This is a genomic window from Streptomyces sp. NPDC048172 (assembly GCF_043202595.1).
GTDB lineage: Bacteria > Actinomycetota > Actinomycetes > Streptomycetales > Streptomycetaceae > Streptomyces.
In genome coordinates, this window is the sequence record NZ_JBIDAT010000010.1 from 260,327 (window position 1) to 284,212 (window position 23,886).

Here is a 23,886-nt window from a genome sequence, read left to right on the forward strand (position 1 = left end):
CGACTGGACTCGCCGTGCCCCGATTCAGCGTGATCGTCCCCGTCCACAAGGTGCAGGCGTATCTGCACGAGTGCCTCGACTCCGTCCTCCTGCAGTCCTTCTCCGACTTCGAGCTGATCGCCGTCGACGACCGCTCCCCCGACGGCTGCGGCGAGATCCTGGACGCCTACGCGGCCGACGACCCCCGCGTCACCGTGCTGCACCTGCCGGAGAACGTCGGCCTCGGCCGGGCCCGCAACCGGGGCACCGCGCGGGCTCAGGGCGACTACCTGCTCTATCTCGACAGCGACGACACCCTCGCGCCCGGCGCCCTCCAGGCGATCGCCGACCGCCTCGACGCGACAGGCGCCCCTGAGCTGCTGGTCTACGACTACGCCCGTACGTACTGGGACGGCACCGTCTCCCGCAACGCCCGCGCAGGCCTGCTGACCGAGCGCGTCGAGGGCTCCCCCGAGGTCTTCCGGCTCGCGGACCGGCCCGAGCTGCTGCGGCTGCTGGCGGTCGTGTGGAACAAGGTCTACCGCCGCGACTTCGTCGCCCGCCAGGGACTGACCTTTCCGCCCGGCTATTACGAGGACACGCCCTGGACGTTCCCCGCGCTCCTGACGGCCGACTCGATCGCCACCCTCGACCGCGTCTGCGTGCTCTACCGGCAGCGGCGCAGGGGCAACATCCTGTCCACCACGAGCCGTCGCCATTTCGACGTCTTCGCGCAGTACGACCGGGTGTTCGCGTTCCTGGACGCACGCCCGGGGCTGGAACGGTGGCGCCCTGTGCTCTACCGCAAAATGGCCGACCATTTCGCCGCCATCCACAACAACCCCGAACGGCTGCCCCGTTCGGCACGGGCCGAGTTCTTCCGGATCAGCCGCGCCTACTGCCGCCGCTACCGCGCGGCGCCCGCCGCGACCTGCCCGCCGCAGCCCGCGCTGCTGCGGCTGCGCCGCCTGCTCGTCCGGCTGGGCACCCACCGCACCTTCCGGCTGCTGTCCCGCGCCGGGCGGCTGCGCGCGTTCCTGGCGGCCCGTACGCGCGCGGTCCACGCGTCCGCCCGTAAGGCGGCCCTGCGCGTCCACTACGCCCTCCAGCGGCGCCGCCCCCTCGACGACTCGCTCGCGGTCTTCTCCGCCTACTGGAACCGTGGTTACGCGTGCAACCCCGCCGCCGTCGAGGCCAAGGTGCGCGAGCTGGCCCCGCACATCCGTACGGTGTGGATCACCACGCCCGAGCACGCCCATACGCTCCCGCCGGGCGTGCGGCGGATCAACCCCGGCTCCCCCGCCTTCTGGTCGGCGCTGGCGCGCGCCCGCTATCTGGTGAGCAACACCAACCTGACGCAGGCCTACGCCAAGCGCCCCGGACAGGTCCACCTCCAGACCCACCACGGCACGCCTCTGAAGTCGATGGGCCTCGACCTGCGGCACTACCCCGCGGGGGCCGACGGGATGGACTTCGCCAAGCTCCTGGAGCGCGCGGACCGCTGGGACTACAGCCTCTCCTCCAACCCGCACTCCACCCTCGTCTGGGAGCGCGCCTACCCGGCGTCGTACACCACGCTGGAGTTCGGCTATCCCCGCAACGACGTGTTCCACACGGCCACGGCCGAGGACGTCGCGCGCCTCCGTGCCGGTCTGGGCATCCCCGGCGACGCGACGGCCGTCCTGTACGCGCCCACCCACCGGGACTACCGGCGCGGCTGGCGGCCCCATCTGGACCTGGCCCGGGTCGCGCGCCTGCTGGGCCCCGGCTTCGTGCTGCTCGTACGGCCGCACTACTTCTACGACGGCGAGCCGGAGGGCGAGCTCCCCGAGGGCGTGCTGGACGTCTCGCGGCACCCGTCCGTCGAGGACCTGTGCCTCGCCTCGGACGCGCTGGTCACGGACTACTCGTCCCTCATGTTCGACTACGCCAACCTGGACCGCCCCCTCGTGCTGCACGCGCCCGACTGGGAGGCCTACCGGGCGGCGCGCGGCACGTACTTCGACGTCACCGAGACCCCGCCGGGGCCCGTCGCGCGCACCGAGGACGAACTGGTCGACCTGTTCGCCACCGGCGCCTGGACGGGCCCGCACGCGCGGGAGCTGCGGGCCGCGTTCCGGGAGCGGTTCTGCCCGTACGACGACGGGCGCGCCGCCGAACGCGTCGTACGCCATCTCTTCCTCGGCGAGCCCCGCGCGGCCCTGCCGCAGCCCGTGCCGCCAGCCGAGCGGAGCCCGGCGCCGCCGTACGCCCCGCCCGTACCCGGCGTACCCGGCGTCCCCGGTCCCGAAGGGCCCCCCGAAGAAGCCCGAGAAGAAGCCCCGGAAGAAGCCCCAGAAGGAGCCCTCGAAGGAGGATCATGCCCCGCTTCAGCGTCGTCGTCCCCGCTTTCCAGGTCCAGGGCTATCTGAGGGAGTGCCTCGACTCGGTCCTCGCGCAGCCGTTCGGGGACCTGGAGGTGATCGGGGTCGACGACTGCTCCCCGGACGGCAGCGGGCGGATCCTGGACGAGTACGCGGCGCGCGATCCGCGCGTACGGGTGCTGCACCTGGCGGAGAACGGCGGCCTGGGGCGGGCCCGCAACACCGGGGTGGCGCACGCGACGGGCGAGTACCTGCTCTTCCTGGACAGCGACGACACGCTGCTGCCCGGCTCGCTGGCCGCGATCGACCGCCACCTGAGCGCCTGCGGCGACCCGGACGTGCTGGTCTTCGACCACCAGCGCTCGTACTGGTGGGGCGAGATCCGGCCCAGCATGTTCGCCGAGCAGCTCGCCGCGACGGGCGCCCAGACGTCCGCGGTCGCCGAACGGCCGGATCTGCTGACCCTGTTCCACGTCGCCTGGAACAAGGCGTACCGGCGTGACTTCTACCTGCGGGAAGGCTTCGCCTTCGAGCCCGGACTGTACGAGGACGCGCCACTCTCTTACGAGGTGATGATCTGCGCCCGTTCCATCGGCTGCCTCCCGCGCGTCTGCGTGGACTACCGCCAGCGCTACCAGGGGGCCATCACGCGCTCGCCGGGCAGGCGGCACTTCGACATCTTCCCGCAGTACGCCTCGCTCTTCGCGTTCCTGGACCGCCGCCCGGAGCTGGACGCCCACCGGCCGCTGCTGTTCGAGCGGATGATCTCGCACTACCTGTTCTGCCTGCGCCGCACCGCACGGGTGCGTCCCGCGGACCGGCGCGCGTACTTCCGGCTGGCGGCGGCAGACCACCGGCGGCACCTGCCGCCCGGCTTCCGCCCGCCCCCGGGCGCTGAGCGCGACTTCCGGCTGCTGCGGCGGGGGTCGTACGCCCTGTTCGCCGCGCGCGAGCGGGTGCGCCGGGCCGCGGGGCGGGCGCGGGGGCTGCGCGGACGGCTGCGGAGCGCCCTGGGCCGGCACGTCCACCGCGCCTACTACGCCTTCCAGCGGCGGCTGCCGCTCCGTCCCGATCTCGCCGTCTACTCCGCCTACTGGGACAGGGGCGTGGCCTGCAACCCCGCCGCCGTCCACGACAGGGCGCGCGAACTCGCCCCGCACATCAAGGGCGTGTGGGTCGTACGCCCAGGGGCCGTCGCCTCCCTGCCGCCCGGGACCGACCACGTGCGGCCGCGCTCGCGCCGCTACTGGCAGCTCCTGGCACGCGCCACGTATTTCGTCAACAACGTCAACTTCCCCGACCATCTGGTCAAGCGCCCCGGACAGCTCCATGTGATGACCCACCACGGCACGCCCCTGAAGTCGATGGGGCTCGACCAGCAGCCGTATCCGGCCGCCGCGGCGCGTACGGACTTCACGAAACTGCTGCGCCGTTCCGACCGCTGGGACTTCAGCGTCACCTCCAACCCGCACTCCGCCGAGGTGTGGGACCGCGCGTTCCCCTGCCGGTACGAGGACCTTCCGGCGGGCTATCCGCGCAACGACCGCCTCGCGAGGGCCACTCCGGAGGAGACGGCCCGTACGCGCGCCCGGCTGGGTGTTCCGGAGGGCCGTACGGCGCTGCTGTACGCGCCGACCATGCGGGACTACCGCAGGGGCTATGTGCCCCGTCTCGACCTGGAACGGCTCTGCGCGGCCCTGGGCGACGGATGGACGGTCCTGGTGCGCACCCACTACTACTACGGGCGCGACCAGGCCCTGCGCGAGCTGCACGACAGGGGCCTGGTCACCGACGTCTCGCGGCACCCCTCCGTCGAGGACCTGTGCCTCGCCTCGGACGTACTGGTCACGGACTACTCGTCCCTGATGTTCGACTACGCCGTGCTGGACCGCCCGCTGGTGATCCACGCCCCCGACTGGGAGACGTACCGCGACAGCAGGGGCGTCACCTTCGACCTCCTGTCCGGCCGTCCGGGGGAGACACCGGGCGCCACGGCGCGCACCGAGGACGAACTGGCCGGGGTGCTCCGCTCGGGCGCCTGGCGCGGCCCGGAGGCGGAGGCGCTGCGGGCCGCGTTCCGGGAGCGGTTCTGCCCGTACGACGACGGGCGCGCCGCCGAACGCGTCGTACGGCGCGTGCTGCTGGGCGAGGCCCGGGAGGCGCTGCCCTGGCCGGAGGCCGGGACGGCGGGACCGAAGCCGACCCGATCGGGTGAACGGGAAAACGATTCGCAGGACGATCCGGACGACGACGGTCAACTGGTCCTCTCCGCCCCCTAGTTGCCTTGTCAGTAGCGGAACGGTCAGGGATGATCGCTCCTCGTGACGGACGGGGCACGGTCGGGGGATCAGGTGGCGGGCCGCTATCGGCTGCTCGAACCCCTGGGATCCGGTGGCATGGGACGGGTCTGGAAGGCGCACGACGAGCGGCTCGACACGCATGTGGCGGTCAAGGAACTCTGGCTGCACCTGGGCATGCCGCCCGAGGAGCGCGCCGAACGGCTGCGGCGGGCCGAGTTCGAGGCGCTCAGCGCCGTCAAACTGCGCGACCATCCGCACGTCGTCACCGTCCATGACGTCGTCGTCGAGGACGAGCGCCCCTGGATCGTGATGCAGCTCGTCGACGGCGGCACGCTGCACGAACGGCTGGCCAAGGGCCCGCTGTCGGTGGCCGCCGGGCGCAGGCTGGCCACGGCGCTGCTCGACGCGCTCGACGGCGCGCACCAGCAGGGCATCGTGCACCGCGACGTGAAACCGGCCAACGTGATGGTCACCAAGGACCGGCAGATCCTCCTCACCGACTTCGGGATCGCCGCCTCCGAGACCGGCCCGAGCCTCACCACCACCGGCGCCGTCATCGGCTCCGCGCCCTACCTCGCGCCCGAGCGCGCCCAGGGCCGCAAGGCCCGCTCCGCGAGCGACCTCTTCTCGCTCGGGGTGACCCTGTTCGAGGCGCTGGAGGGCGTCTCACCGTTCCAGCGCGACTCCGCCGCGGCGTCCCTGCACGCTGTCGCCTACGACGATCCCCCGCCGATGCGGCGCGCGGGCGCCCTCGAACCGCTCGTCACGGAGCTGCTGGAGAAGGACCCGGACACGCGTGCGAGCCTCGCCAGGGCCCGCGAGCTGCTCCCGTCGAAACGTGCCGCCGGAGGGAAGGACACCTCCTCCGCTCCGCCGGGGGACTCACAGCAGCCTCCTAAGAAGACCAGGAAACAGACCTCGGTCCACTCCCCGCCCCCGACGGCCCACCTGTCGGCCGTCGTCAAGGTCAAGAACGAGGGCACGGTCCCGCTGGACGTCCTCATCAGCGGACGGGACCTCGGCGAGGTTCGGCCCGATACGACAGGCGTCTTCAAGGCCGAACCGGGCGTCCGTACGGTCCAGGTACGGGGCCGTGGGATCAAGACGGACCCGTGGGCGCTCCGGCTGAAGGAGGGCGTGACGGTACGCCTCCGGGCATGGGAGGACGCCAAGAGGCCGCGGCTCGGCCACGCGAACGGCTCGGCCTCCGCTCCGAAGGCGAAACCGAAGCCGAAACCGAAGCCCAACCCCAAGCCGAAGCCACAGGCCGCGAAGGCGGCGGCGCCGAGCGGCGGTTCCAGCGGCTCCGGCTCCAGCGCCAGCACCTCGTCGGGCAACGACAACTCGGCGGTGGGCTGGGGTCTCGCCGTGGCGGCCCTGATCCTCGGTCTCGTCCTCTACGCCGAGAACGCGTCCTTCTCCGGATGGGTCAGCCATTATCTGAACGACCCCGTCTCCAAGGCGGAGACCGGGGACTGCGTCTACTTCGACGACTGGAAGGAGGGCGAGGGCGAGAACACCGAGTACACCCGGGAGTGGGTCGAGGTCCCGTGCTGGTCCGGCGCCGCCCAGTACAAGGTGAACAGCGTCGTGTCCGCCGCTTCGCGGATCAGCTCCACCCCCGGCTCGGCCCCGCGCTCGCCCTGCCTCGGCGCGCGGGAGATACCGGCGGGCGGGGTCACCCTCTGCGCGACGCCCGCGTAGCGCGTGTCAGGCGGGCTGCCGGTCGCCCTTGCGGGCGCCCCGGACGCCCCGCGTGCCCCGTACGGGCGCGAGGAGCCACCGCACCAGGGAGAAGCCCTCCTGCGCCGTCGCCGCGTCCCCGGTGCGCTCGGGGTCGCGGCGGATCTCCTCGCACAGCGCCTCCGTCTCGCCCCTCCGGGCGAGCTCCAGGGTGCGTCTGCGGCGCTCGTCCAGCCGTTCCAGCACGCCGTCCCCGTGCGCCCCGATCAGCCGCGCGGCGCCCGTGACGACGCGTTCGCGCGCCTCCGGGGCGAGCGCGGGGAAGTCGGGGCCGAAGAGCTGGAAGAGCTCGACGTGGAAGTGGCGCCGGTGGAATCCCGTACGCAGCGGACCCGGCTCCAGGAAGCGGCAGGTCGTCTCGAACAGCTTCGCCGCGCAGCGCAGCCGCAGCTCGGGCCCCGCGCGGAAGGTGATGTTGCTGGAGTCGGCGCGCCGTACGGCGAAGTAGTAGTCCTGGTCGGCCAGTACGGAGATGCGGCGGGCCCGGAAGCACGCCTCCAGGACGAACGGCTGGTCGCTGAAGGCGGGCATGTCCTCGTCGTAGCGGATGCGGTTCCGCTCGACCATTTCGCGGCGGAACAGCTTGGTGTTGGACAGCGCCCAGGGAAGCCCGTCCCCGACCAGACGGATGGCGGGAGCGGTCTCCTTGAACACACCCGTAGGGACGGTCCGTTCGCCGACGGCGGCCATTTTGCACAGGAGCACGTCGGAGCCGTACTGGTCGGCCATCGCGACCATCCGTTCCAGCGCGTCCGGTGCCAGATGATCGTCGGCCCCGAGGAAGAAGACGTACCGTCCGGAGGCCAGTTCGAGCCCCCTGTTGCTGGGGGCCGCCGGTCCGCCGGAGTTGGGCTGGCGCAGCACGGTGAAGAGGGCGGGATGGAGCCGCGCGAAGCGCTCGATCTCCTCCGTGCTCCCGTCGGTCGAGCCGTCGTCGACGACCACGACCTCCGTCCGGCGCTCCCCCAGCGTCTGCCGGGTGAGCGATTCCAGGCAGCGGGTGAGGTACGGCATGGTGTTGTAGACGGCGACGACGACACTGACGTCGGGAGTGCTCACGGGGCGCTCTTCTCTCTGGGGCTGTGACGGTCCATACGGTTCATCCGGTCAGCACTGCGGGCCGAGGAACGGGAACTCGCCGACGTGCCGCCGCAGCACGGCCGCGTCCGTGACGCCGTTCTCCCGCTGCGCCACGGAGGCCGCGCGGGCGAGCCGCTGCCGCGCCCACGTCTCCCGGCCGGGCCGTACGAGCACGTCCTGCCAGGCGGTCGTGGTGAAGCGCAGCCGCGCGGCCGAGGTGAACCCGGCGCCGTACGCCTGCCGCACCAGGGGCAGCGAGGAGACCGTCGTGGCGCGCAGGCCCCTGGGGTCGCCCGGGGTGCCGACCACCACGACGGCCTGCACCTGGCGCCCCATCAGCGCGCGCGGCAGCGGGCCCCGGTGCAGATAGGGATCGGCGAGGCCGCGCAGGTCGTAGACGCTCCGCCCGGCGGCGCCCGTGCCCATGCAGAACGGGGCGATGCCCGCGTCCCCGATGGCGACCGTGCCGCGCGGCGCGTCCTGGGCGAGGAGCGCCCTGCCGAGTGTCTGGTGCGCGTACTCCAGCCGGTGCCGGTAGGCGGCGAGCTTCGTGAGCTCGGTGTGCGGCACGTACGAGACGAGGACGGCCGCGAGGACCGCCACCGCCACGGGCAGCGCGGCACGCGCCCTCGGGGCCCGTACGGCGGCCACGGCGAGGGCGGCGACGCCCGCCACGGCCGCCGCCATCGGCGTCGTCAGCCGCCCGGCCTCCGCCCACAGCCAGAGCTGCGTGAGGGCCGCCAGCGCGGCGGCCGCGAGGGGCCAGGCGGCGGGGGCGCCGCGCGGGCGGCACAGGGCGACCACGGCGACGGGGAAGAGGATCTGCCAGGTGAACCGGTTCGCGTAGTCCATGGCCAGCGTCGAGGACGCGTACAGCCCGAACTGCACGGTCACGGCGGTGACGGCGAGGACGAACGGCGTGGCCTGGCGCAGCCGCTCGGCGTCCGCCGCCGTCCAGGCGCGGCGCGTGTGGCGCGTGCGCCGCCACAGGGACGTCCCGGCGAGCGCGAGTCCGCAGGCCGCCACCAGGAACGCGGCGGCGACGGCGGGCCCGCCCCCGCCCTGTCCGGTGAGGGTTCCGGCGGCCCGGTCGATCCAGCCGTCGTTGCCCAGGGACTTCTGGTAGAAGGTATTGGGGAACAGGCGTCCGAAGTACCAGGTACGGGCGCCCCAGTACGCGCAGAGGACCCCGCCGACCGCGAGCGCCCCGCGCAGGTCGTCGCGGCGTCTGCCGACGCCCCAGGCCCACACTTCCGCGACGGCCGCGAACAGCATCCCCTCCGGTCTGCTCAGCGCCACCGCGAGCGCGACCAGATGACCGTGCCGGGCCAGCGTCCCCCTGCGGTAGACCCAGGCGAACAGGAGCGCCGTCAGCAGCGCGAAGGAGACCGTCTCCAGACCGCTGTAGAGGTGGATGAAGAAGACCGGGCTGAGCAGCGCGATCCCCCACAGGGCGACCCGTTGCGCGTACGGGACGCGCACGAGGCGGACGGCCACCAGATAGGCGGCGAGCAGGGCGACGCCGAGCAGTTTGGCGAACAGTTCCACCGGGACGCGCAGCAGGGCCGGAAGGACGAACAGCGCGGTGTAGAGCGGATTGGTGTACGCCTCGACCCGCTCACCCCCGCTGTTCCAGTTCCAGACCCCGGCGTGCACGAGGTTGTGCCCGTAGCGCCAGGAGATGTACGCGTCGTCGACGGTGTAGCGCACGAACAGCCAGGAGAGCGCGGCCGCCATCACCCCCATGCCGACGGGCACGAGCCCCCGCGCGGCGCGGGCCCTGGCCCTGCGGTCGTGACGGTCGAGCGGCCCCGAGGTGATGACGGCCATGGGTCACGCCGGGGCGGGCGCGCCGTCGGCCGGGAAGGCCGTACCGTCCGCCTCCGCCGGGTAGGCCGTCCCGTCGGCCGGTACGGGCGTGCCGCCGAGGACGACGCGCCGTACGCCCTTCCACAGCGCCGGGTCCGTGGCCCGCCGCCCGTCCACCAGGACGCGTACGTGGGGCAGCGCGGCGGGGGTCAGCGAACGGTACTCCGCGTGGTCGGCCTGGAGGACGGCCGCGGTCACCGGCTGTCCGTCGTGCGGGGTCAGCCCGAGCGCCGTCAGTTCGTCCGCGCCGTACATCGGGTCCGCCACGTACGGCCGCGCCCCGCGCGCCCTGAGCGCCTCGACGGTGGGGAAGACGCCGGAGAACGCGGTCTCCTTCACGCCGCCCCGGTACGCCGCGCCCAGGACGAGCACCTCGGCGTCCCGCAGGTCGCCGTAGTGGTCGGCCAGGACGTCGACGGCGTAGTGCGGCATGCCCGCGTTGGCCTCGCGGGCCGCGCGGACGACAGTGGCCTCCGGGTCGTTCCACAGGTACATCTGCGGATACACGGGGATGCAGTGCCCGCCGACGGCGATGCCGGGGCGGTGGATGTGGCTGTACGGCTGGGTGTTGCACGCCTCGATGACGGCCTGGGCGTCGATCCCGGCCCGGTCGGCGAACCGCGCGAACTGGTTGGCCAGCGCGATGTTCACGTCCCGGTACGTCGTCTCGGCCAGCTTCGCCATCTCCGCGGCCTCGGCCGAGCCCAGGTCCCACACCCCGTTGGGGCGCGCCAGGTCGTCCCGTACGTCGAAGTCGAGCACCGACTCGTAGAACCGCTTCCCTGCGGCCGCTGAGGACGGTCCGAGGCCGCCCACGAGCTTCGGGTAGCGCCGCAGGTCGGCGAAGACCCGTCCGGTCAGCACGCGTTCGGGGCTGAAGACCAGCGAGAAGTCCCGTTCGGCGGCGAGGCCCGAGCCCTCCTCCAGCATCGGCGCCCAGCGCTCCCTGGTCGTGCCGACGGGCAGGGTCGTCTCGTAGCTGACGAGCGTGCCGGGACGGAGGCCCGCGGCGACCGCGCGGGTCGCGTCGTCCATCCAGCCGAAGTCGGGCTCGCCCCCGGCGTCCACGAAGAGCGGCACCACCAGGACGACGGCCTCGGCCTGCGCGACGGCGGCCGTGGTGTCGGTGGTGGCCTTCAGCCGCCCGGCGGCGACGGTCTCCTTGAGACGGACGGCCAGTCCGTGCTCACCGGGGAACGGCTCCGTCCCGTCGTTGACCAGCCGCACCACGCGCCCGTCCACGTCGGCGCCCGTCACGTGATGTCCCTTGGCCGCGAACTGGACGGCCAGCGGCAGCCCGATCTTCCCGAGCGCCACCACACAGATCCGCATTCTCGTCTCCTTCCCGGAGGGGTTCCGGCTCGTCGGTCAGGAGGCGGGCGTAGAGGCGGTCGAGCTTCTGCGCCTGCGCCTCCCAGGTCCACTGCTCCAGCAGTCCCGGCTCGTCGTAGGCGGCGCGGTAGCGCCCGGGGACGTCGAGCACGGCGCGTACGGCGCGCACATAGCTCTCGGTGTCCTCCGCCTGGAAGACCTCGCCCTGTCCCGTCTCGCGCGTGGTCTGCGCCATGGTCCGCACGTCGCTGACCACGAGGGGCAGCCGGGCGTGCGCGTACTCGAAGAACTTGGTGATGAGGGCCAGTTCGTGGTTCGGCCAGTGGTGGATCGGGATGACCCCCACGTCGGCCCGCGACAGGAACGGGACGACCTGCCAGTACGGCACGTACGGCACCACGTGCAGCCGGTCGCCGACCCCGGCGTCGGCGGCCCGGCACTCGATCTCGCGGACGTAGCGCGCCCCGGGGTCGGGCGCCACCAGCGCGGCGTGCACGCCGGGGAGCCCGGCGAGTCCGTCGACGACGGTGGTGATGCCGCGCTGGGGCGCCATGCCGCCGCTGTAGACGAGCAGCGGGGTGTCCTCGCCGACGCCGCACAGCTCCCGCAGGTCGGGCACGGGGTCCTCGCGCTGGTCCGGCGTCAGCTCGCCCACGGGCGCGTTCAGCAGCACCTCGGGCAGCTCGCGCAGGCCGTGCCGGACCTGGAGCAGCCGCGCGAGGGTCGGCGAGACGGTCGCGACGGCGTCGGCGTACGGCGCGTACGCGCGCTCGTAGCCGCACATGCCGGCCTGCCAGCGGGCGCTGTGGGGGCGGACCCCGGGCACGTACTCGTGGGCGTCCCAGAGCAGCTTCACGCGCCGTCCCGCGCCTCTCTGCCGTACGGCCGCGCGGGCGCCGACGCCGAGCATCCGGCAGTCGTGCGCGTGGATGATGTCGGGCCGCAGCAGGTCGATCTCCTTGGCGAAGGCCAGTTCGAAATCGAGCAGGTGCGGCTCCAGGCGGCGCCAGGCGTTCCGGCCGAGCAGGGTGCGCCACAGGACGACGGCCAGCCGGTCCAGCACGCCGTCCATCCGGGCGCGCCTGCCCTCCAGGACGGTGCGCTCCCGTACGCGCAGGGCGACCCAGCGGCGGGTCGCGGCAGCGGCGAGGCGCGGGACGTACAGCCAGCCGTGCCGCAGCGTGAGCCCCGGGCCCTCGCGCCCCTCGCGCCGGTCGGCGGCGACGGCGGCGCGGCGGGTGCGCAGCTCGGCCTGCCAGGCGCGCACCCACTGGGTGCGGTAGTTGGCGATACGGGCGTCGCGGTAGGCGAGCGGACGGCGCACCAGGGGCGTGCGCAGCAGATGGCGCCGTACGGACAGGGGCGAGGGTTTCGGCAGCAGCCGCACCTCGGCGCCCTCGTGCCGCCAGTGGTGCCGCTTGCGGTCCTTGGAGGCGCCGAGGAGGAACACCTCCCAGCCCGCGGCGGCCGCTGAGGCCGCGGACTTCTGAACCCGGGAGTCACCTGCCACGGCGTTGTCGACCAGCATGACGACGCGTCCCCGGGCCCGGCCCGGCTCTTCTGACCCCATGGTGAACTCCTCCAGGTCCCGCCGAACACCGCGGGTTCCAGCCGAACGGACGAATGGCGGGAGGAACGGACTGCTTTTCCGTTCTTCCGCTGACCGCAATTCCGGATTCTTTCCTGAGCATATGCACGCACCGGCGGGCCGCCTCCTCCCCTGAGCGGCGCATTCGCTCAACCGTGGGTCGCGGGGCTCCATATGGCCCATACAGGGGTGCGGACGCCGTACGCCGCTCACACGGTGGTCAATGTCGCGACAGAGAGGAACCGGCTTCCATGAAGGTCGTCAGCATCGTCGGCGCCCGCCCGCAATTCGTGAAACTGGCCCCCATCGCCGCCGCCATGCGCGAGGCGGGTCACCGGCACCACATCGTGCACACCGGCCAGCATTACGACGCCGCACTCTCCGACGTCTTCTTCTCCGGTCTCTCCATTCCCGATCCGGACACCCATCTGGGCGTCGGGTCGGGAAGTCACGGGGCGCAGACGGGAGGGGTACTGGCGGCACTCGACCCCGTTCTCGAAAAGGAACGGCCCGATTGGGTGCTTGTCTACGGGGACACGAATTCCACGCTCGCCGGGACCCTTTCCGCCGTGAAGCAGCATCTGCCCGTCGCCCATTTGGAGGCGGGCCTCCGTTCGTTCAACCGGCGCATGCCGGAGGAGCACAACAGGGTGCTCACTGACCACGCGGCCGATCTGCTGCTCGCGCCGACGGCGGAGGCGCTGCGCCATCTGGCGCGGGAGGGCCTGGAGGACCGCGCGGTGCTGGCCGGGGACGTGATGGTGGACATCTGCCTGTCCATCGGCGAGCGCGTACGGGCGGAGGGCCGGTCCCCCGCCGGACTGCCGGAAGGCATCGACCCCGGCGCCCCGTACCTGCTGGCGACGATGCACCGCGCGGAGAACACCGACGACCCCGACCGGCTGGCCGCGCTCGCCGACGCGCTCGCCGACCTGCCGCTCCCGGTCGCCCTGCTGGCCCACCCGCGGCTGCTGGCCCGCGCGGAGGAGCACGGCGTGAAGCTCGCCCGGGGCGCCGTCCGGGTGGGCGAGCCCCTGCCGTACGCCGGGATGGTCGCGGCCGTCCTGGGCGCCCACGGGGTGGTGACGGACTCGGGCGGGCTCCAGAAGGAGGCGTATCTGCTCGGCCGTCCCTGCACGACGCTCCGTCCCGAGACCGAATGGCCCGAGACCCTCGCGGGCGGCTGGAACGCGCTCGTGCCGCGTCCCTGGGAGCGGGGCGCCGCCGCCTGGGCCGACCTCGCCGCGCGCCCCTCGCCCCGCGCCCCGCGCGGCACGCCCTACGGCGACGGGCACGCCGCCGCACGCACCGTACGACTGCTGGAGGAGCACCGAGTGACGGAGGTACCCCGATGACGCCGACGACGCCGACGACGCCGATGAAGGCGACGACGTCGCGAGCGCCCGCCGTACGGCGGCCGGAGCCGCGCCCCCACCGGCCGCATCTGCTCTACCTGGCCATCGGCTTCCCGCCCGCCGCGAAGAGCTGCGCGTACCGGATGCTGGAGACCGCGAACCAGTTCCGCGCACAGGGCTGGGACGTCACCGTGCTCACCATCCGCCCGGAGGCGTGGGAGCGCGACTCGGGGCTCGACCACTCGCTGTCGGAGCGCGTGGACCCGGGCGTACGCCTGATCGAACTCCCCTTGGAGCGCGAGGACCTGGAGACCGACGTCCGGGCCTACTCCGAGGCGCGCGCCCTCGACCCCACGGGCTGGGTGCGGCGCTGGCACCAGCGGCAGCGGGCGCACTTCCCCGAGCCCGCGTTCGGCGGCTGGCGCGCGGCCCTGGAGCGCGCCGTGCTGCGCGCCCACCGCGAGCACCCCGTGGACCTGATGCTGGCGACCTGCGTGCCGTACGTCAGCCTGGCGGCGGCGCTGCGGCTGCACGAGGAGCACGCGGTGCCCTACGCGGTGGACTTCCGCGACGGCTGGTCCCTGGACGTCCTCAAGGGCGTGCCCGCCTTCGAGCGGGACTCCGACGAGGGCCGCTGGGAGGAGCGCGCGCTGCGCCACGCCCGCGAGCTGTGGGTCGTCAACGACCCCATCGCCGACTTCTACCGCGAGCGCCACCCCTCCCTCGCCGACCGCGTCCGGGTGGTGCGCAACGGCTACGACGAGGACAGCGTCCCCCCTGCGCCCCGTACGCCCGCTCCGGGCGACCGGCTGACCTTCGGCTACCTGGGCACGGTCAACTTCTCCCTGCGGCTGCTGGAGACCGTGCTGGAGGGCTGGCGGCTGGCACGGGAGCGCGAACCGCTGCTGCGCGACGCGCGGTTCGAGGTCCGCGGCCACCTCGGCGCGGGCGCGGGCCGGGGCGCCACCGCCCACGCCGACCTGCTGTCCCGCGCGGCGGACGACGGGGTCTCCGTCGCGGGCCCGGTCGCCAAGGCGGACGTCGGCGCGCTGTACGGCCGCTGGGACGCGCTGGTGCTGATGCTCACCGGGGGCCGCTACGTGACCTCGGGCAAGGTCTACGAGTACATGGCCAGCGGCCTCCCCGTCGTCTCCGCGCACGAGCCGGACCACGACGCGGCGGTCGTCCTGGAGGGGCACCCCCTGTGGACGGGCGCGCGGGGCGTGGACGCGGAGGCACTGGCCGACGCCTTCGCGCAGGCGGCGCGGCTCGCGACGGGCGTGGACGCGGACGCCGAGGCGCGCGTCGCCGCCCGCGCGCACGCCGCGCGCTTCGCGCGCCTGGCGCAGATCGCCCCGGCCGTCGAGGGGCTGGCCACGTCCGTGGCCCCCGGACCGCAAGTGCCGCTGGCCCCGCAGACCGCTCAGGCCCAGCAGGATCCGCAGACCGCTCAGGTCCAGCAGGACCCGCAGGACCCGCAGGACCCGCAGAGCCCGCAGACCGCTCAGGTCCAGCGGAACCAGCAAGGCCCGCTGGCCCCGCACAGCATGCGCCGTACGCGGCCGTCCGGGCCGCCCCAGGCCGTCGTTCCCTCGACGGACCCCGACGGCCCGTCCGGCTCCTCAGATCCCTCCGGCTCCTCCGGCTCCTCAGATCCCTCCGATCCCTCCGACCCGGATCTCCTGGAAGGAGCCCCGCGATGATCGAGGTCCTGCTGATCGCCGGGGACACCCCGCGGGAGGGGGCTCTCGCTTCGTCCGTCGCCGCGCTCCGCGAACGGGGCGCGCGCGTCCGTCTCGCCGGGTACGTCGACCCCGTACAGCTGCCGTCCGAGCTCCAGCGCGTCGAGGTCGTCAGGCTGCCCTGGGAGCGCCCCTCGCGGACCTCGGCCGTGCCGCGCCGGATGTGGCAGCACACGCGCGGGGACGGCGTGCTGCGCCGTCACGCGCGCGAGGCGGACGTCCTGGTCGCGCTCGACCCCAAGTCGGTCTACACGGTCTGGCAGCTCGCCCAGCGCAACGTCCGCGCGGACGCGGTGCACGGCGTCTCCCCCGCCCTCACCGCCGTCGAGGCCCGGGCGGCCGGACGGACGCGCGGCGCCGCGGCGTACCCCCCGCTGGTGCCCGCCCTCCACGCCGCCTCGCTCTCCCGCCGGATGGGCCGCGGCGTGCGGAAGGGATGCGCCAGGGCGCTGCGGTTCCCGTACGGGCGCAGGGTCCTCCGTACCGGCGCGGGCGCGCGCACCTGGCGGTACGCGCTGGCGGCACCCGGCATCCCGGACGGGCTGCGCGCCCGTGCCGCGCGGGGCATCGCCCGGCGGCTGCGGAAGGCTGGCCGCCCGATGGGCGCGGCGCTGGCCCTGAGCGACGTGGCGCGGCGCGTACGGGCGCCCCGGCTGCGCGGCGAGCTGCTCGTCGACGCGGCGGCCGAGGAGCTGCGCGCGGGCAAGGACACCGCACGCGTCGCCGACGGCGTGGCCTCCGCGCTCGCCACCGCCGACCGGCACCACGCCAGGAACGCGCACAAGCAGACGGCCACCTGGCTGCTGCGGGCGCTCAATCTGCTCTTCCACCGGCAGCGTCATCTGGACGCGCTCGCCTCGCCCCTGGCGAGCAACCCGGAGGGCTACCTCAACGCCTGGAACGCCAGCCGGGCCGCGCGGACGGTGCTCGCCCCGCGCGGACGCTCCGTACCGGCCGCGCCGCCGCCCCGGGGACGTCCCCTGCGGCTGCTGACGGTCACCTCGGGCAACGCGAACTTCATGCCGCTCCTCCAGGACGAACTCGCCGCCGACGGACGCGTCGAGACGCGCACCCTGGACCTCACGCAGCATCCTCAGTTGAGGCACCTGACGGTCGCACCGCACCGGCAGCTGGAGACGGCGCTGCGGGGCGGGAACACCGAGTACGGACGGCTGACGGAACGTCTGCTGCGTCCGTACCTGGACTGGGCGGACACGGCGTTCATCGAATGGTGCGCCCCGCAGGCCGCCCTGCTGACGTCCCTCGATCCGGGCACGACCCGGATGGTGATCCGGCTGCACAGTTACGAGCTGTTCACCCTGTGGCCGCAGCTGACGGACTTCTCCCGGGTGGACGACGTGGTCTTCATCGCCGACCACGTACGGGACCTCGCGCGGGACGTCCTTCCGGCGCTCGACGGGGAGGACGCGCCCCGGCTGCACATGCTGCACAACGCGCTCGACCTGGCCCGTTTCACGCGCCCCAAGGACGACGCGGCCCGCTTCACCCTGGGGCTCGTCGGCGCCACTCAGGTGGTCAAGGACCCGCGCTGGGCCCTGGACGTCGTACGGCTGCTGCGCCGTCACGACCCGCGCTACCGGCTGCTCATCGCCAGCGGCCCGCTCAACCCGCGCGTCGGCGCGGGCGCGCGGGCGTACAACGAACTGCTGGAGCGGGACTTCGCCGAGCTGGAGCCCGCCGGGGCCGTGCGCCGGCTGGGCGCGCGGGACGACATGCCCGCCGAGTTCACGCGGATGGGCGTCGTGCTCAGCTCCTCCGTCCGCGAGGGGAGCCACTGCGCGGTGATGGAGGGCGCGGCCAGCGGTGCCGTCCCCGTCGTGCGCGACTGGCCGTTCTTCGCGGAACGCCCGACGGGCGCGCGCACCTTCTGGCCCGGGGAATGGGTGGTGGGCAGCCCGGAGGAGGCGGCCGAGCGGATCCTGGCGGTGACCAGGACGGAGGGGACCTGGCGTGCGGCGGGCGCGGCTGCGGCCCGGCACGCGAGGGAGAACTGGGACTGGCCGGTGATCCGCCCCTCTTATGAGGAGCTGCTGTTCGGCACCTGACCGGACGGGCCTCCGTGCACGCGGAGAGGCGGGGAGGACCGGATTCCGGTCCTCCCCGCCTCTCCGCGTGCACGCGTATCCGCGTCCCAGGGGCCGTCAGTGGAGCCCGACCGCCAGGCCGTCCCGTTCCGTCGCCGGGGACCACCGCGCGGGGGCGCCGTCCCGGGCGTCCTGGGCGGACTGAGCCGACTCCAGGACGGCCGCCGACACCTCCACCGTCCGCAGCCCCTCCCGCGCGGTCACGATCTCGCTGTGCTTGCCCTCCACGGCGTCACGGAACCGCTCGTGCTCGACGACCAGGGGCTCGCGCTTGGGGAACGCGTACCGGATCATGTCGCCCTCCGCGACGCCCCGGAACGCGCGCAGGGCCTCCCACTCGGTGGCGAACGCCCCGTTGGCGTGGAAGGTGAGGTCCGCCGTGAGGGTGTCGGCGACGAAGCAGCCCCGCTCCCCCGTGACGGCCGTGAACCGCTCCTTGAGCGGGCTGAGCCAGTTGACGAGATGGCTGACCATCGTGCCGTCCGTCAGGGACCCCACGACGGCCACCATGTCCTCGTGCTCCCGGCCGCTCTTGGAGACCGTACGGGCCGACAGGGTGGCGTACTCGTGCCCGGTGATCCAGCTCGTCAGGTCGATGTCGTGGGTCGCCAGGTCCTTCACCACGCCCACGTCGGCGATGCGGTGCGGGAACGGCCCCTGCCTGCGGGTCACCACCTGGAAGACCTCGCCCAGCTCGCCCGACTCCAGACGGCTGCGCAGCTGCTGGAGCGCCGGGTTGAACCGTTCGATGTGGCCGACACCGGCGACCAGCCCGCGCGCCTCGAAGGCGTCGACCAGACGGCGTGCCGCCTCGGCGGAGTGCGCGAGGGGCTTCTCGATCAGCGCGCACACCCCGTTCGCGGCGAGCTGAAGCCCCACTTCCTCGTGCAGGGCCGTCGGGCACGCGATCACCGCGTAGTCGACGCCCAGCGCGATCAGGGACTCCACGTCCGGCAGCACGGGCACGCCGTGCAGCGAACCGTGCTGGTCGCCCGCCGGGTCGACGGCGCCGACGAACTCCACGCCGTCGAGCTGGCCGAGGATACGGGCGTGGTTGCGGCCCATCGCGCCGAGCCCGACCAGCCCGGCGCGCAGCGCGGGCCGGGGCGGCTTCCTGGGCGTCGAGCAGTCCATCGCCGTCATGAGGGCACCGCCTCTGCCCGCGCACGGCCCCCTCCGGCCCCCGCCGCGCGTACGGCCTCGTTCGCCGCCGCCACGATGTGGTCCAGGTCGCCGGGGGTGAGCCCCGGGTGGACGGGGAGCGAGAGCACCTCCTCCGACGCCCGGTCGCTCACAGGCAGATGGACGCCCAGGTCCTCGTACGGGCGGAGCCGGTGGATGGGCGTCGGGTAGTAGACCGCGCTGCCCACGCCGAGCGTCCGCAGCTCCTGCTGCACGGCGTCCCGTACGGCCCCGCCGCCGGGGACGCGGACCGTGTACTGGTGGTAGACGTGCCGGGCGCCGTCGGCGACGGGCGGCACGGTCAGCTCCGTGATGCCGGAGTCGAGCACCTTGGCGTTGCTCCGGCGCCGCTCGGTCCAGCCCTCCAGCCGCTCCAACTGGACGCGCCCGATGGCCGCCGCCACGTCCGTCATCCGCATGTTGGCGCCGACGATCTCGTTGGCGTACCGCTGCTCCATGCCCTGGTTGCGCAGCAGCCGGAGGGTCCTCGCGTGCCCCTCGTCGGGGACGACCACGATGCCGCCCTCCAGGGCGTGCATGTTCTTCGTCGGGTAGAAGCTGAAGCAGGCCGCTTCGCCGAACGTGCCGACCGGTCTGCCGTGCAGCGCGGCCCCGTGCGCCTGGCAGGCGTCCTCGACGACCGCGAGCCCGTGCCGCTGCGCGAGCCGCGTGAGCCCGCCCATGGGCGCCGGATGCCCGTACAGATGGACCGGCATCAGCGCGGCCGTACGCGGCCCGATCGCGTCGGCCACCGCGTCCGGGTCCAGGCAGAAGGTGTCCGCGTCGATCTCCGCGAAGACGGGCTCGGCCCCCGCGAGGCGTACGGCGTTGGCCGTGGCGGCGAACGAGAAGGACGGCACGACGACCTCGTCGCCCCGGCCGATGCCGAGGGCCAGGAGCGCCAGGTGGAGCGCGGAGGTGCCGGAGTTCACGGCGACGCACGCGCGGCCGCCCACGAGCGCCCCGAACTCCTCCTCGAACGCCGCGACCTCCGGCCCCTGCACCACCTGGCCGCTCCGCAGCACGCGGACGGCGGCGTCGATCTCCTCGTCGCCGATCACCGGCTTCGCAGCGGGAATCATGTCCCTTGGCAGTCCTTGCATGACGGATTCCTCCGGTCGCCCCCTCGCCCCCTCTGCGGATTCGCCGTTATGTGGACCCGCATCGGCGGGGTGAATCGCACGATGAGCTGAGGATTCGCCCGTACGGAGGGGGCATCTGCGGCCAGGTGGGCGGGCCGCCCCGCACCGGACGGTGCCCGGCATCGGGGCCGCACAGGGGGTGCCCCGCTGCGATGCCTCGCAGGCTGCGGCTGCGTCGTGGTCACTCGCGCAGTTCCCCGCGCCCCTGACGGGGCGCGTCCCCCTGAACGCCCCGAAGGGGCCGTTCAGGGGCGCGGGGAACTGCGCGGCCAGCCACGGCGAACGTCGCAGCCTGCACTGCGCGGAAAGGGGCAGCCCCTGCCCAGCGGCCCGCACCCGCAGAAGAGGCACAAGCAGCGTTCCGGTGTCCTCTTCAGAAGAGGTGTCCTCTTAAGAAGAAGGGCGCGGCACCAGGACGTCGAGGCCCTCGTCGAAGAGGTCGCCCGACTCGGGGCACTCCCATACGCCCGGCTCCCGTTCCCGCAGCCGGACGCCCGCGCGGCCGACCCAGCCGATACGGCGCGCGGGGACCCCGGCGACGAGCGCGAAGTCCGGGACATCGGCCGTCACCACGGCCCCGGCCGCCACCATCGCCCAGCACCCCACCCGGACGGGCGCGACGCACACCGAGCGGGCGCCCAGGGAGGCGCCGTCGGCGACGGTGACGCCCACGGCCTCCCAGTCGCCCGCGCGCTTGAGCGCGCCGTCCGCGCCCACCGAACGGGGGTTGCGGTCGTTGGTGAGCACCACGGCGGGGCCGACGAAGACGCCCTCGCCGAGCCGCGCGGGCTCGTACACCAGGGCGTGGTTCTGGAGCTTGGTACGGCTGCCCATGTGGACGCCGGGACCGACGTAGGCGCCGCGTCCGATCACGCAGTCCTCGCCGAGGACGGCGTGCTCGCGGATCTGGGCCAGCTCCCACACGGTCGTCCCGGCGCCGACCTCGGCGTCCTCGGCCACCTGCGCGCCGGGCATCGCGCGAAAGCCCCTCCTCCCGCTCCCGGTGCCCCCGGTCCCTTCGGTCTCCTCGGTCGCTGTCACGCGGTCTCCCTGTGTTCCTCGGTTTCTCGGTCCCTCAGTTCCTGTGGCCGAGGATGCGGGCCGTCCCGCCCCCCGTCCCCAGGGGCGCGCCGCGCGGCCGTGGGGGCGTGGGCCGCACGGGTGAGCGGGGCGTGCGCGGCGTGCCGTGCGCGCCGGGGCCGCGGGACGGCGGGAATGGTGGTCGGCATGGCCCGTCTCGACCAGTTCTCCGCCTCTCAAGCCGCCGAGGGCGCACGGGGGTTCAGCCTGCCGGGCACCCTCGCCCAGCGCTGGAACGCCTGTCTCGTCGCCGCCTGCGGCCTCGCCGTCCTGCTCGGCGGGTACGCGCACCGCTGGGCGAACGACGACGCGTTGATCTACACCCGCGCGGTCCGGCAGATCCTCGCGGGCAACGGTCCGGTCTACAACATCGGGGAGCGCGCGGAGAGTTCGACCGGGACGCTCTGGCAGTGGATGCTCGTCGCGGGCAGCGCGGTCCCCGGGGTGGCCGATCCGCTGCGCCTGGCGGTCGCGCTCGGGCTGTTGCTGACGGTGGCGGGATACCTGCTGGCCCTGGACGGCACCCGCCGCCTGTGGCGGCTGCGGCATCCGTCCGGGGCGCTGCTGCCGGTGGGCGTACTGGTGCTGCTGCCGCTGCGCGCCGCCTGGGACTACGCGACGTCCGGACTGGAGACGGGGCTGTCGTTCTTCTGGCTGGGCCTGTGCTGGTGGCTGCTCGTCAGGGCACGCGGCGGAGCGGGCCGTACGGACGTGACGGTGTTCGTCTTCGGCCTGGGGCCGCTCGTACGGCCCGATCTCACCCTGGTCACCGTCGTCTTCCTGACGGCCCTGTGGGTGGTGGAACGGCCGTCCCGGCGCTCCCTCGTGAAATGGGCGTGCGTCGCGGGCGCGCTGCCCTTCGGGTACGAGGTGTTCCGCGCGGGCTACTACGGCGTGCTGGTGCCCCTTCCCGCCATCGCGAAGGAGGCGTCGGAGACCCAGTGGCAGTTCGGCTTCGACTACCTGCGCAACACGGTCGTCCCGTACCACCTGTGGGTGCCCCTGCTGCTCCTCGCCGCCTACGGGGCCGCGACGGCGCTACGGGCCCGGGGCCAGGGCCGTACGCCGGGCCGCCGCCCGGACCTCAGGGACCGCGCGCGGCAGGCCGACGTGGCGCTGGTGGGCGCGCCGGTGCTGGCGGGCCTGCTGTCGGCGTTCTTCGTCGCGAAGGTCGGCGGGGACTTCATGCACGGCAGGATGGTGCTCCCCGCGCTCTTCCTGGTGATGCTCCCCGTGGCGCTGCTGCCGTACGGACGGGAGACCCGGGTGCTGTCGGCGGCGCTCGCGGTGTGGGCCGTGGCCTGCGCGGCGCTGTTCCGCCCTCCCATGGAGTCCCCCGAGCCCCGGGTCGTCTACGACTCGCACCGGGTCTACCAGCGCGGCCTGGCGCATCCGTACCCGACCAGCCAGGCCGTCCATGTGGAGCACGACCTGCCGTTCACGGCGGCGGTACGCACCGCCCAGCGCGCCCAGGAGCGGCACGGCACCCGTGGCCTGGTGCTGGAGACGGTCTACGACGAGCAGTACCCCGCCCTCCCCCTCGCCCCGCACGTACGGGCCGGGCTCGCGGGCGCCGAGGCGCGGCTGGGCAACGCGGGCGCCGTCCTGCCGCTCGACGCGCTCGCCGTCGACACACTGGGCCTCGCGAACCCGCTGGGCGCCCACACGCTGCCGACGCGGCGCTTCAAGGCGGGCCACGAGAAGCCCCTGAACCGCGCGTGGATCGTCGCCGACCTGACGCCGCCGGGGACGCCGCTGCCCGCGTACGTCGACCCGCTGCGCGTCCGCGCGGCCCGGCACGCGCTCACGTGCGGGCGCCTCGCCGAGCTCCAGGCGTCGGTACGGGCCCCGATGACGCCCGGACGGTTCTTCCAGAACCTCGGCGGGGCCTGGTCCCGCACCCAGTTCCGCATCCCGGCCGACCCGGTCGCGGCGGAGCGGCAGGTGTGCGGCGGGCGCTGAGCGCCCCCGCCACCCGCCCGTACGCCGGGCTACTTCCGGCCGTTCCCGCGCGCCTTCACCAAGGCCCGGGTCACGACGGGCGGCAGCAGGTCGGCCGCGACCTTCTTGGCGAGCTTGCCGCCGCCTCCGCCGCCGCCACCGTTGCGCGCGGGCTCGGCCGAGGCGGCGGTCCCGTGGCGGGACGGGGGCAGCGGCGGCGCGTCCGCCTTCCGGGCGCCCACCAGGAGCAGCCGGTGCCCGGCCACCTCCTGCCACTGGAGCCAGCACTTGCCGCGCTCCCGCAGCGCCGCGTGCAGCTCGTCCTGCCAGGGCGCGGGGTCGCCCCAGGTGCCGTAGAACTTGTGGCCGGACACGCAGATGGGCCGCAGCCCGCTCTCCAGAACGGCCTGCCAGGTGGCGCAGGCGACGCCCGGGGTGTGCTCGGAGCGGTAGTCGTCCAGGACGACGAGGCCCTCCGGGGTGAGCGCCTCGCAGGCGGCCTGGATGTCGCCCCGTACGTGCGCGTACAGGTGCGAGGCGTCGACGTGCACGTAGCGGCAGCTTCCGGAGGTGATCTCCTCCGGCACGACGGAGGTGGGTGCCTGGACGACGCGCGGCAGCTCGTCGTGGAAGGAGAGGAAGTTCGCCTCGAACGCGCGCCGGGTGAGCGTCGAGTAGGAGCCGCGCATCTCCCGTCCGTTGGCCTCGTCGGGCGCGGCGTCGGAGTCGAAGAGGTCGCAGACGGTGAACGTCTCCTCCGGGCGGAGGTACGACTGCATCATGACGGCGCTCTTGCCCATGTAGGCGCCCATCTCCAGCAGGTCGCCCCGTTCGCCGATCCGCCGCTGACGGTCCAGGAACCAGTCGAAGAGGATGAGATCCGTGCGGTAGAACCAGCCCGGCACGTCGTCGAACGAGCGTGGGGCCGGGAGTTCCTCATGGGTCAGGGGGGCGCGCTTGCCGTCTGCGACTGGTGCGGTGCTCATACGGAGCGGGTCTCCTCTGGTGGTGACGGGAGCGTTCGAGGGGCCTGGGGCCTCTGTATAGGGGTCGTGAGGCGGATGACGCACCCGCGGGAAGGGGCA

At 73.7% G+C, this 23,886-nt stretch carries 14 protein-coding genes and 1 pseudogene; 7 read left to right on the plus strand and 8 right to left on the minus strand.

The window, feature by feature from the left end; translation table 11 throughout:
- Positions 1-14: 14 nt before the first annotated feature.
- From ACGF3A_RS37135 to ACGF3A_RS37145, 3 genes are all read left to right on the plus strand, one after another.
- Positions 15-2,390, plus strand: a complete 2,376-nt coding sequence (locus ACGF3A_RS37135) for a CDP-glycerol glycerophosphotransferase family protein (protein ID WP_393734909.1) — start codon at positions 15-17, stop codon at positions 2,388-2,390.
- Positions 2,339-4,621 (plus strand): CDP-glycerol glycerophosphotransferase family protein, encoded by a 2,283-nt coding sequence (locus tag ACGF3A_RS37140; RefSeq protein ID WP_393734910.1) that lies wholly within the window; start codon positions 2,339-2,341, stop codon positions 4,619-4,621. The genes ACGF3A_RS37135 and ACGF3A_RS37140 overlap by 52 nt, the downstream gene beginning before the upstream one ends.
- A 72-nt stretch (positions 4,622-4,693) precedes the next feature.
- The gene (locus ACGF3A_RS37145) at positions 4,694-6,346 is read left to right on the plus strand and encodes a serine/threonine-protein kinase (protein WP_393734961.1); all 1,653 of its coding nucleotides are present in this window, start codon (positions 4,694-4,696) and stop codon (positions 6,344-6,346) included.
- Positions 6,347-6,352: 6 nt separating this feature from the next.
- Here ACGF3A_RS37145 and ACGF3A_RS37150 read toward each other — a convergent pair whose 3' ends face one another.
- The 4 genes and pseudogenes from ACGF3A_RS37150 to ACGF3A_RS37165 all read right to left on the minus strand — a co-directional run bounded on the left by ACGF3A_RS37150 (position 6,353) and on the right by ACGF3A_RS37165 (position 12,236).
- A complete protein-coding gene (locus ACGF3A_RS37150; RefSeq protein WP_393734911.1) occupies positions 6,353-7,444 on the minus strand; it encodes a glycosyltransferase family 2 protein in 1,092 nt (363 codons plus the stop codon).
- A 48-nt stretch (positions 7,445-7,492) separates the two neighbouring features.
- Positions 7,493-9,295 carry a hypothetical protein gene (locus ACGF3A_RS37155; RefSeq protein ID WP_393734912.1) on the minus strand — a complete coding sequence of 601 codons (1,803 nt, stop codon included), beginning with the start codon at positions 9,293-9,295 and terminating at the stop codon, positions 7,493-7,495.
- 90 nt (positions 9,296-9,385) lie between these two features.
- A pseudogene (locus ACGF3A_RS37160) lies at positions 9,386-10,636 on the minus strand (nucleotide sugar dehydrogenase); the annotation flags it as partial.
- Positions 10,521-12,236 (minus strand): glycosyltransferase, encoded by a 1,716-nt coding sequence (locus tag ACGF3A_RS37165; RefSeq protein ID WP_393734913.1) that lies wholly within the window; start codon positions 12,234-12,236, stop codon positions 10,521-10,523. The gene ACGF3A_RS37165 and the pseudogene ACGF3A_RS37160, both read right to left, overlap by 116 nt.
- Before the next feature lie 269 nt (positions 12,237-12,505).
- Between ACGF3A_RS37165 and wecB the strand changes: the two genes are divergently transcribed.
- Genes wecB through ACGF3A_RS37180 form a run of 3 tightly spaced genes read left to right on the plus strand, consistent with a single transcriptional unit; the run spans position 12,506 to position 17,417 of the window.
- Positions 12,506-13,609, plus strand: coding sequence for a non-hydrolyzing UDP-N-acetylglucosamine 2-epimerase (wecB, locus tag ACGF3A_RS37170; RefSeq protein ID WP_393734914.1), 1,104 nt, complete (start codon positions 12,506-12,508; stop codon positions 13,607-13,609).
- Positions 13,606-15,312, plus strand: coding sequence for a glycosyltransferase (locus tag ACGF3A_RS37175; RefSeq protein ID WP_393734915.1), 1,707 nt, complete (start codon positions 13,606-13,608; stop codon positions 15,310-15,312). The genes wecB and ACGF3A_RS37175 overlap by 4 nt, the downstream gene beginning before the upstream one ends.
- The gene (locus ACGF3A_RS37180) at positions 15,309-17,417 is read left to right on the plus strand and encodes a glycosyltransferase (RefSeq protein WP_393734916.1); all 2,109 of its coding nucleotides are present in this window, start codon (positions 15,309-15,311) and stop codon (positions 17,415-17,417) included. Before ACGF3A_RS37175 ends, ACGF3A_RS37180 begins: the two co-directional genes overlap by 4 nt.
- A gap of 96 nt (positions 17,418-17,513) precedes the next feature.
- Here ACGF3A_RS37180 and ACGF3A_RS37185 read toward each other — a convergent pair whose 3' ends face one another.
- From ACGF3A_RS37185 to ACGF3A_RS37195, 3 genes are all read right to left on the minus strand, one after another.
- The gene (locus ACGF3A_RS37185) at positions 17,514-18,599 is read right to left on the minus strand and encodes a Gfo/Idh/MocA family oxidoreductase (RefSeq protein WP_393734917.1); all 1,086 of its coding nucleotides are present in this window, start codon (positions 18,597-18,599) and stop codon (positions 17,514-17,516) included.
- Complete coding sequence (locus tag ACGF3A_RS37190; protein ID WP_393734918.1) at positions 18,596-19,741, minus strand: DegT/DnrJ/EryC1/StrS family aminotransferase; 1,146 nt, start codon at positions 19,739-19,741, stop codon at positions 18,596-18,598. Before ACGF3A_RS37190 ends, ACGF3A_RS37185 begins: the two co-directional genes overlap by 4 nt.
- A 429-nt stretch (positions 19,742-20,170) precedes the next feature.
- Positions 20,171-20,755 carry a DapH/DapD/GlmU-related protein gene (locus tag ACGF3A_RS37195; protein ID WP_393734962.1) on the minus strand — a complete coding sequence of 195 codons (585 nt, stop codon included), beginning with the start codon at positions 20,753-20,755 and terminating at the stop codon, positions 20,171-20,173.
- A gap of 252 nt (positions 20,756-21,007) precedes the next feature.
- Here ACGF3A_RS37195 and ACGF3A_RS37200 point away from each other — a divergent pair, with 252 nt between their 5' ends.
- Positions 21,008-22,822 (plus strand): hypothetical protein, encoded by a 1,815-nt coding sequence (locus ACGF3A_RS37200; RefSeq protein WP_393734919.1) that lies wholly within the window; start codon positions 21,008-21,010, stop codon positions 22,820-22,822.
- 29 nt (positions 22,823-22,851) lie between these two features.
- On the opposite strand, the gene ACGF3A_RS37205 is transcribed toward ACGF3A_RS37200, so the two are convergent.
- Positions 22,852-23,787 carry a class I SAM-dependent methyltransferase gene (locus ACGF3A_RS37205; RefSeq protein ID WP_393734920.1) on the minus strand — a complete coding sequence of 312 codons (936 nt, stop codon included), beginning with the start codon at positions 23,785-23,787 and terminating at the stop codon, positions 22,852-22,854.
- Positions 23,788-23,886 lie beyond the last annotated feature (99 nt).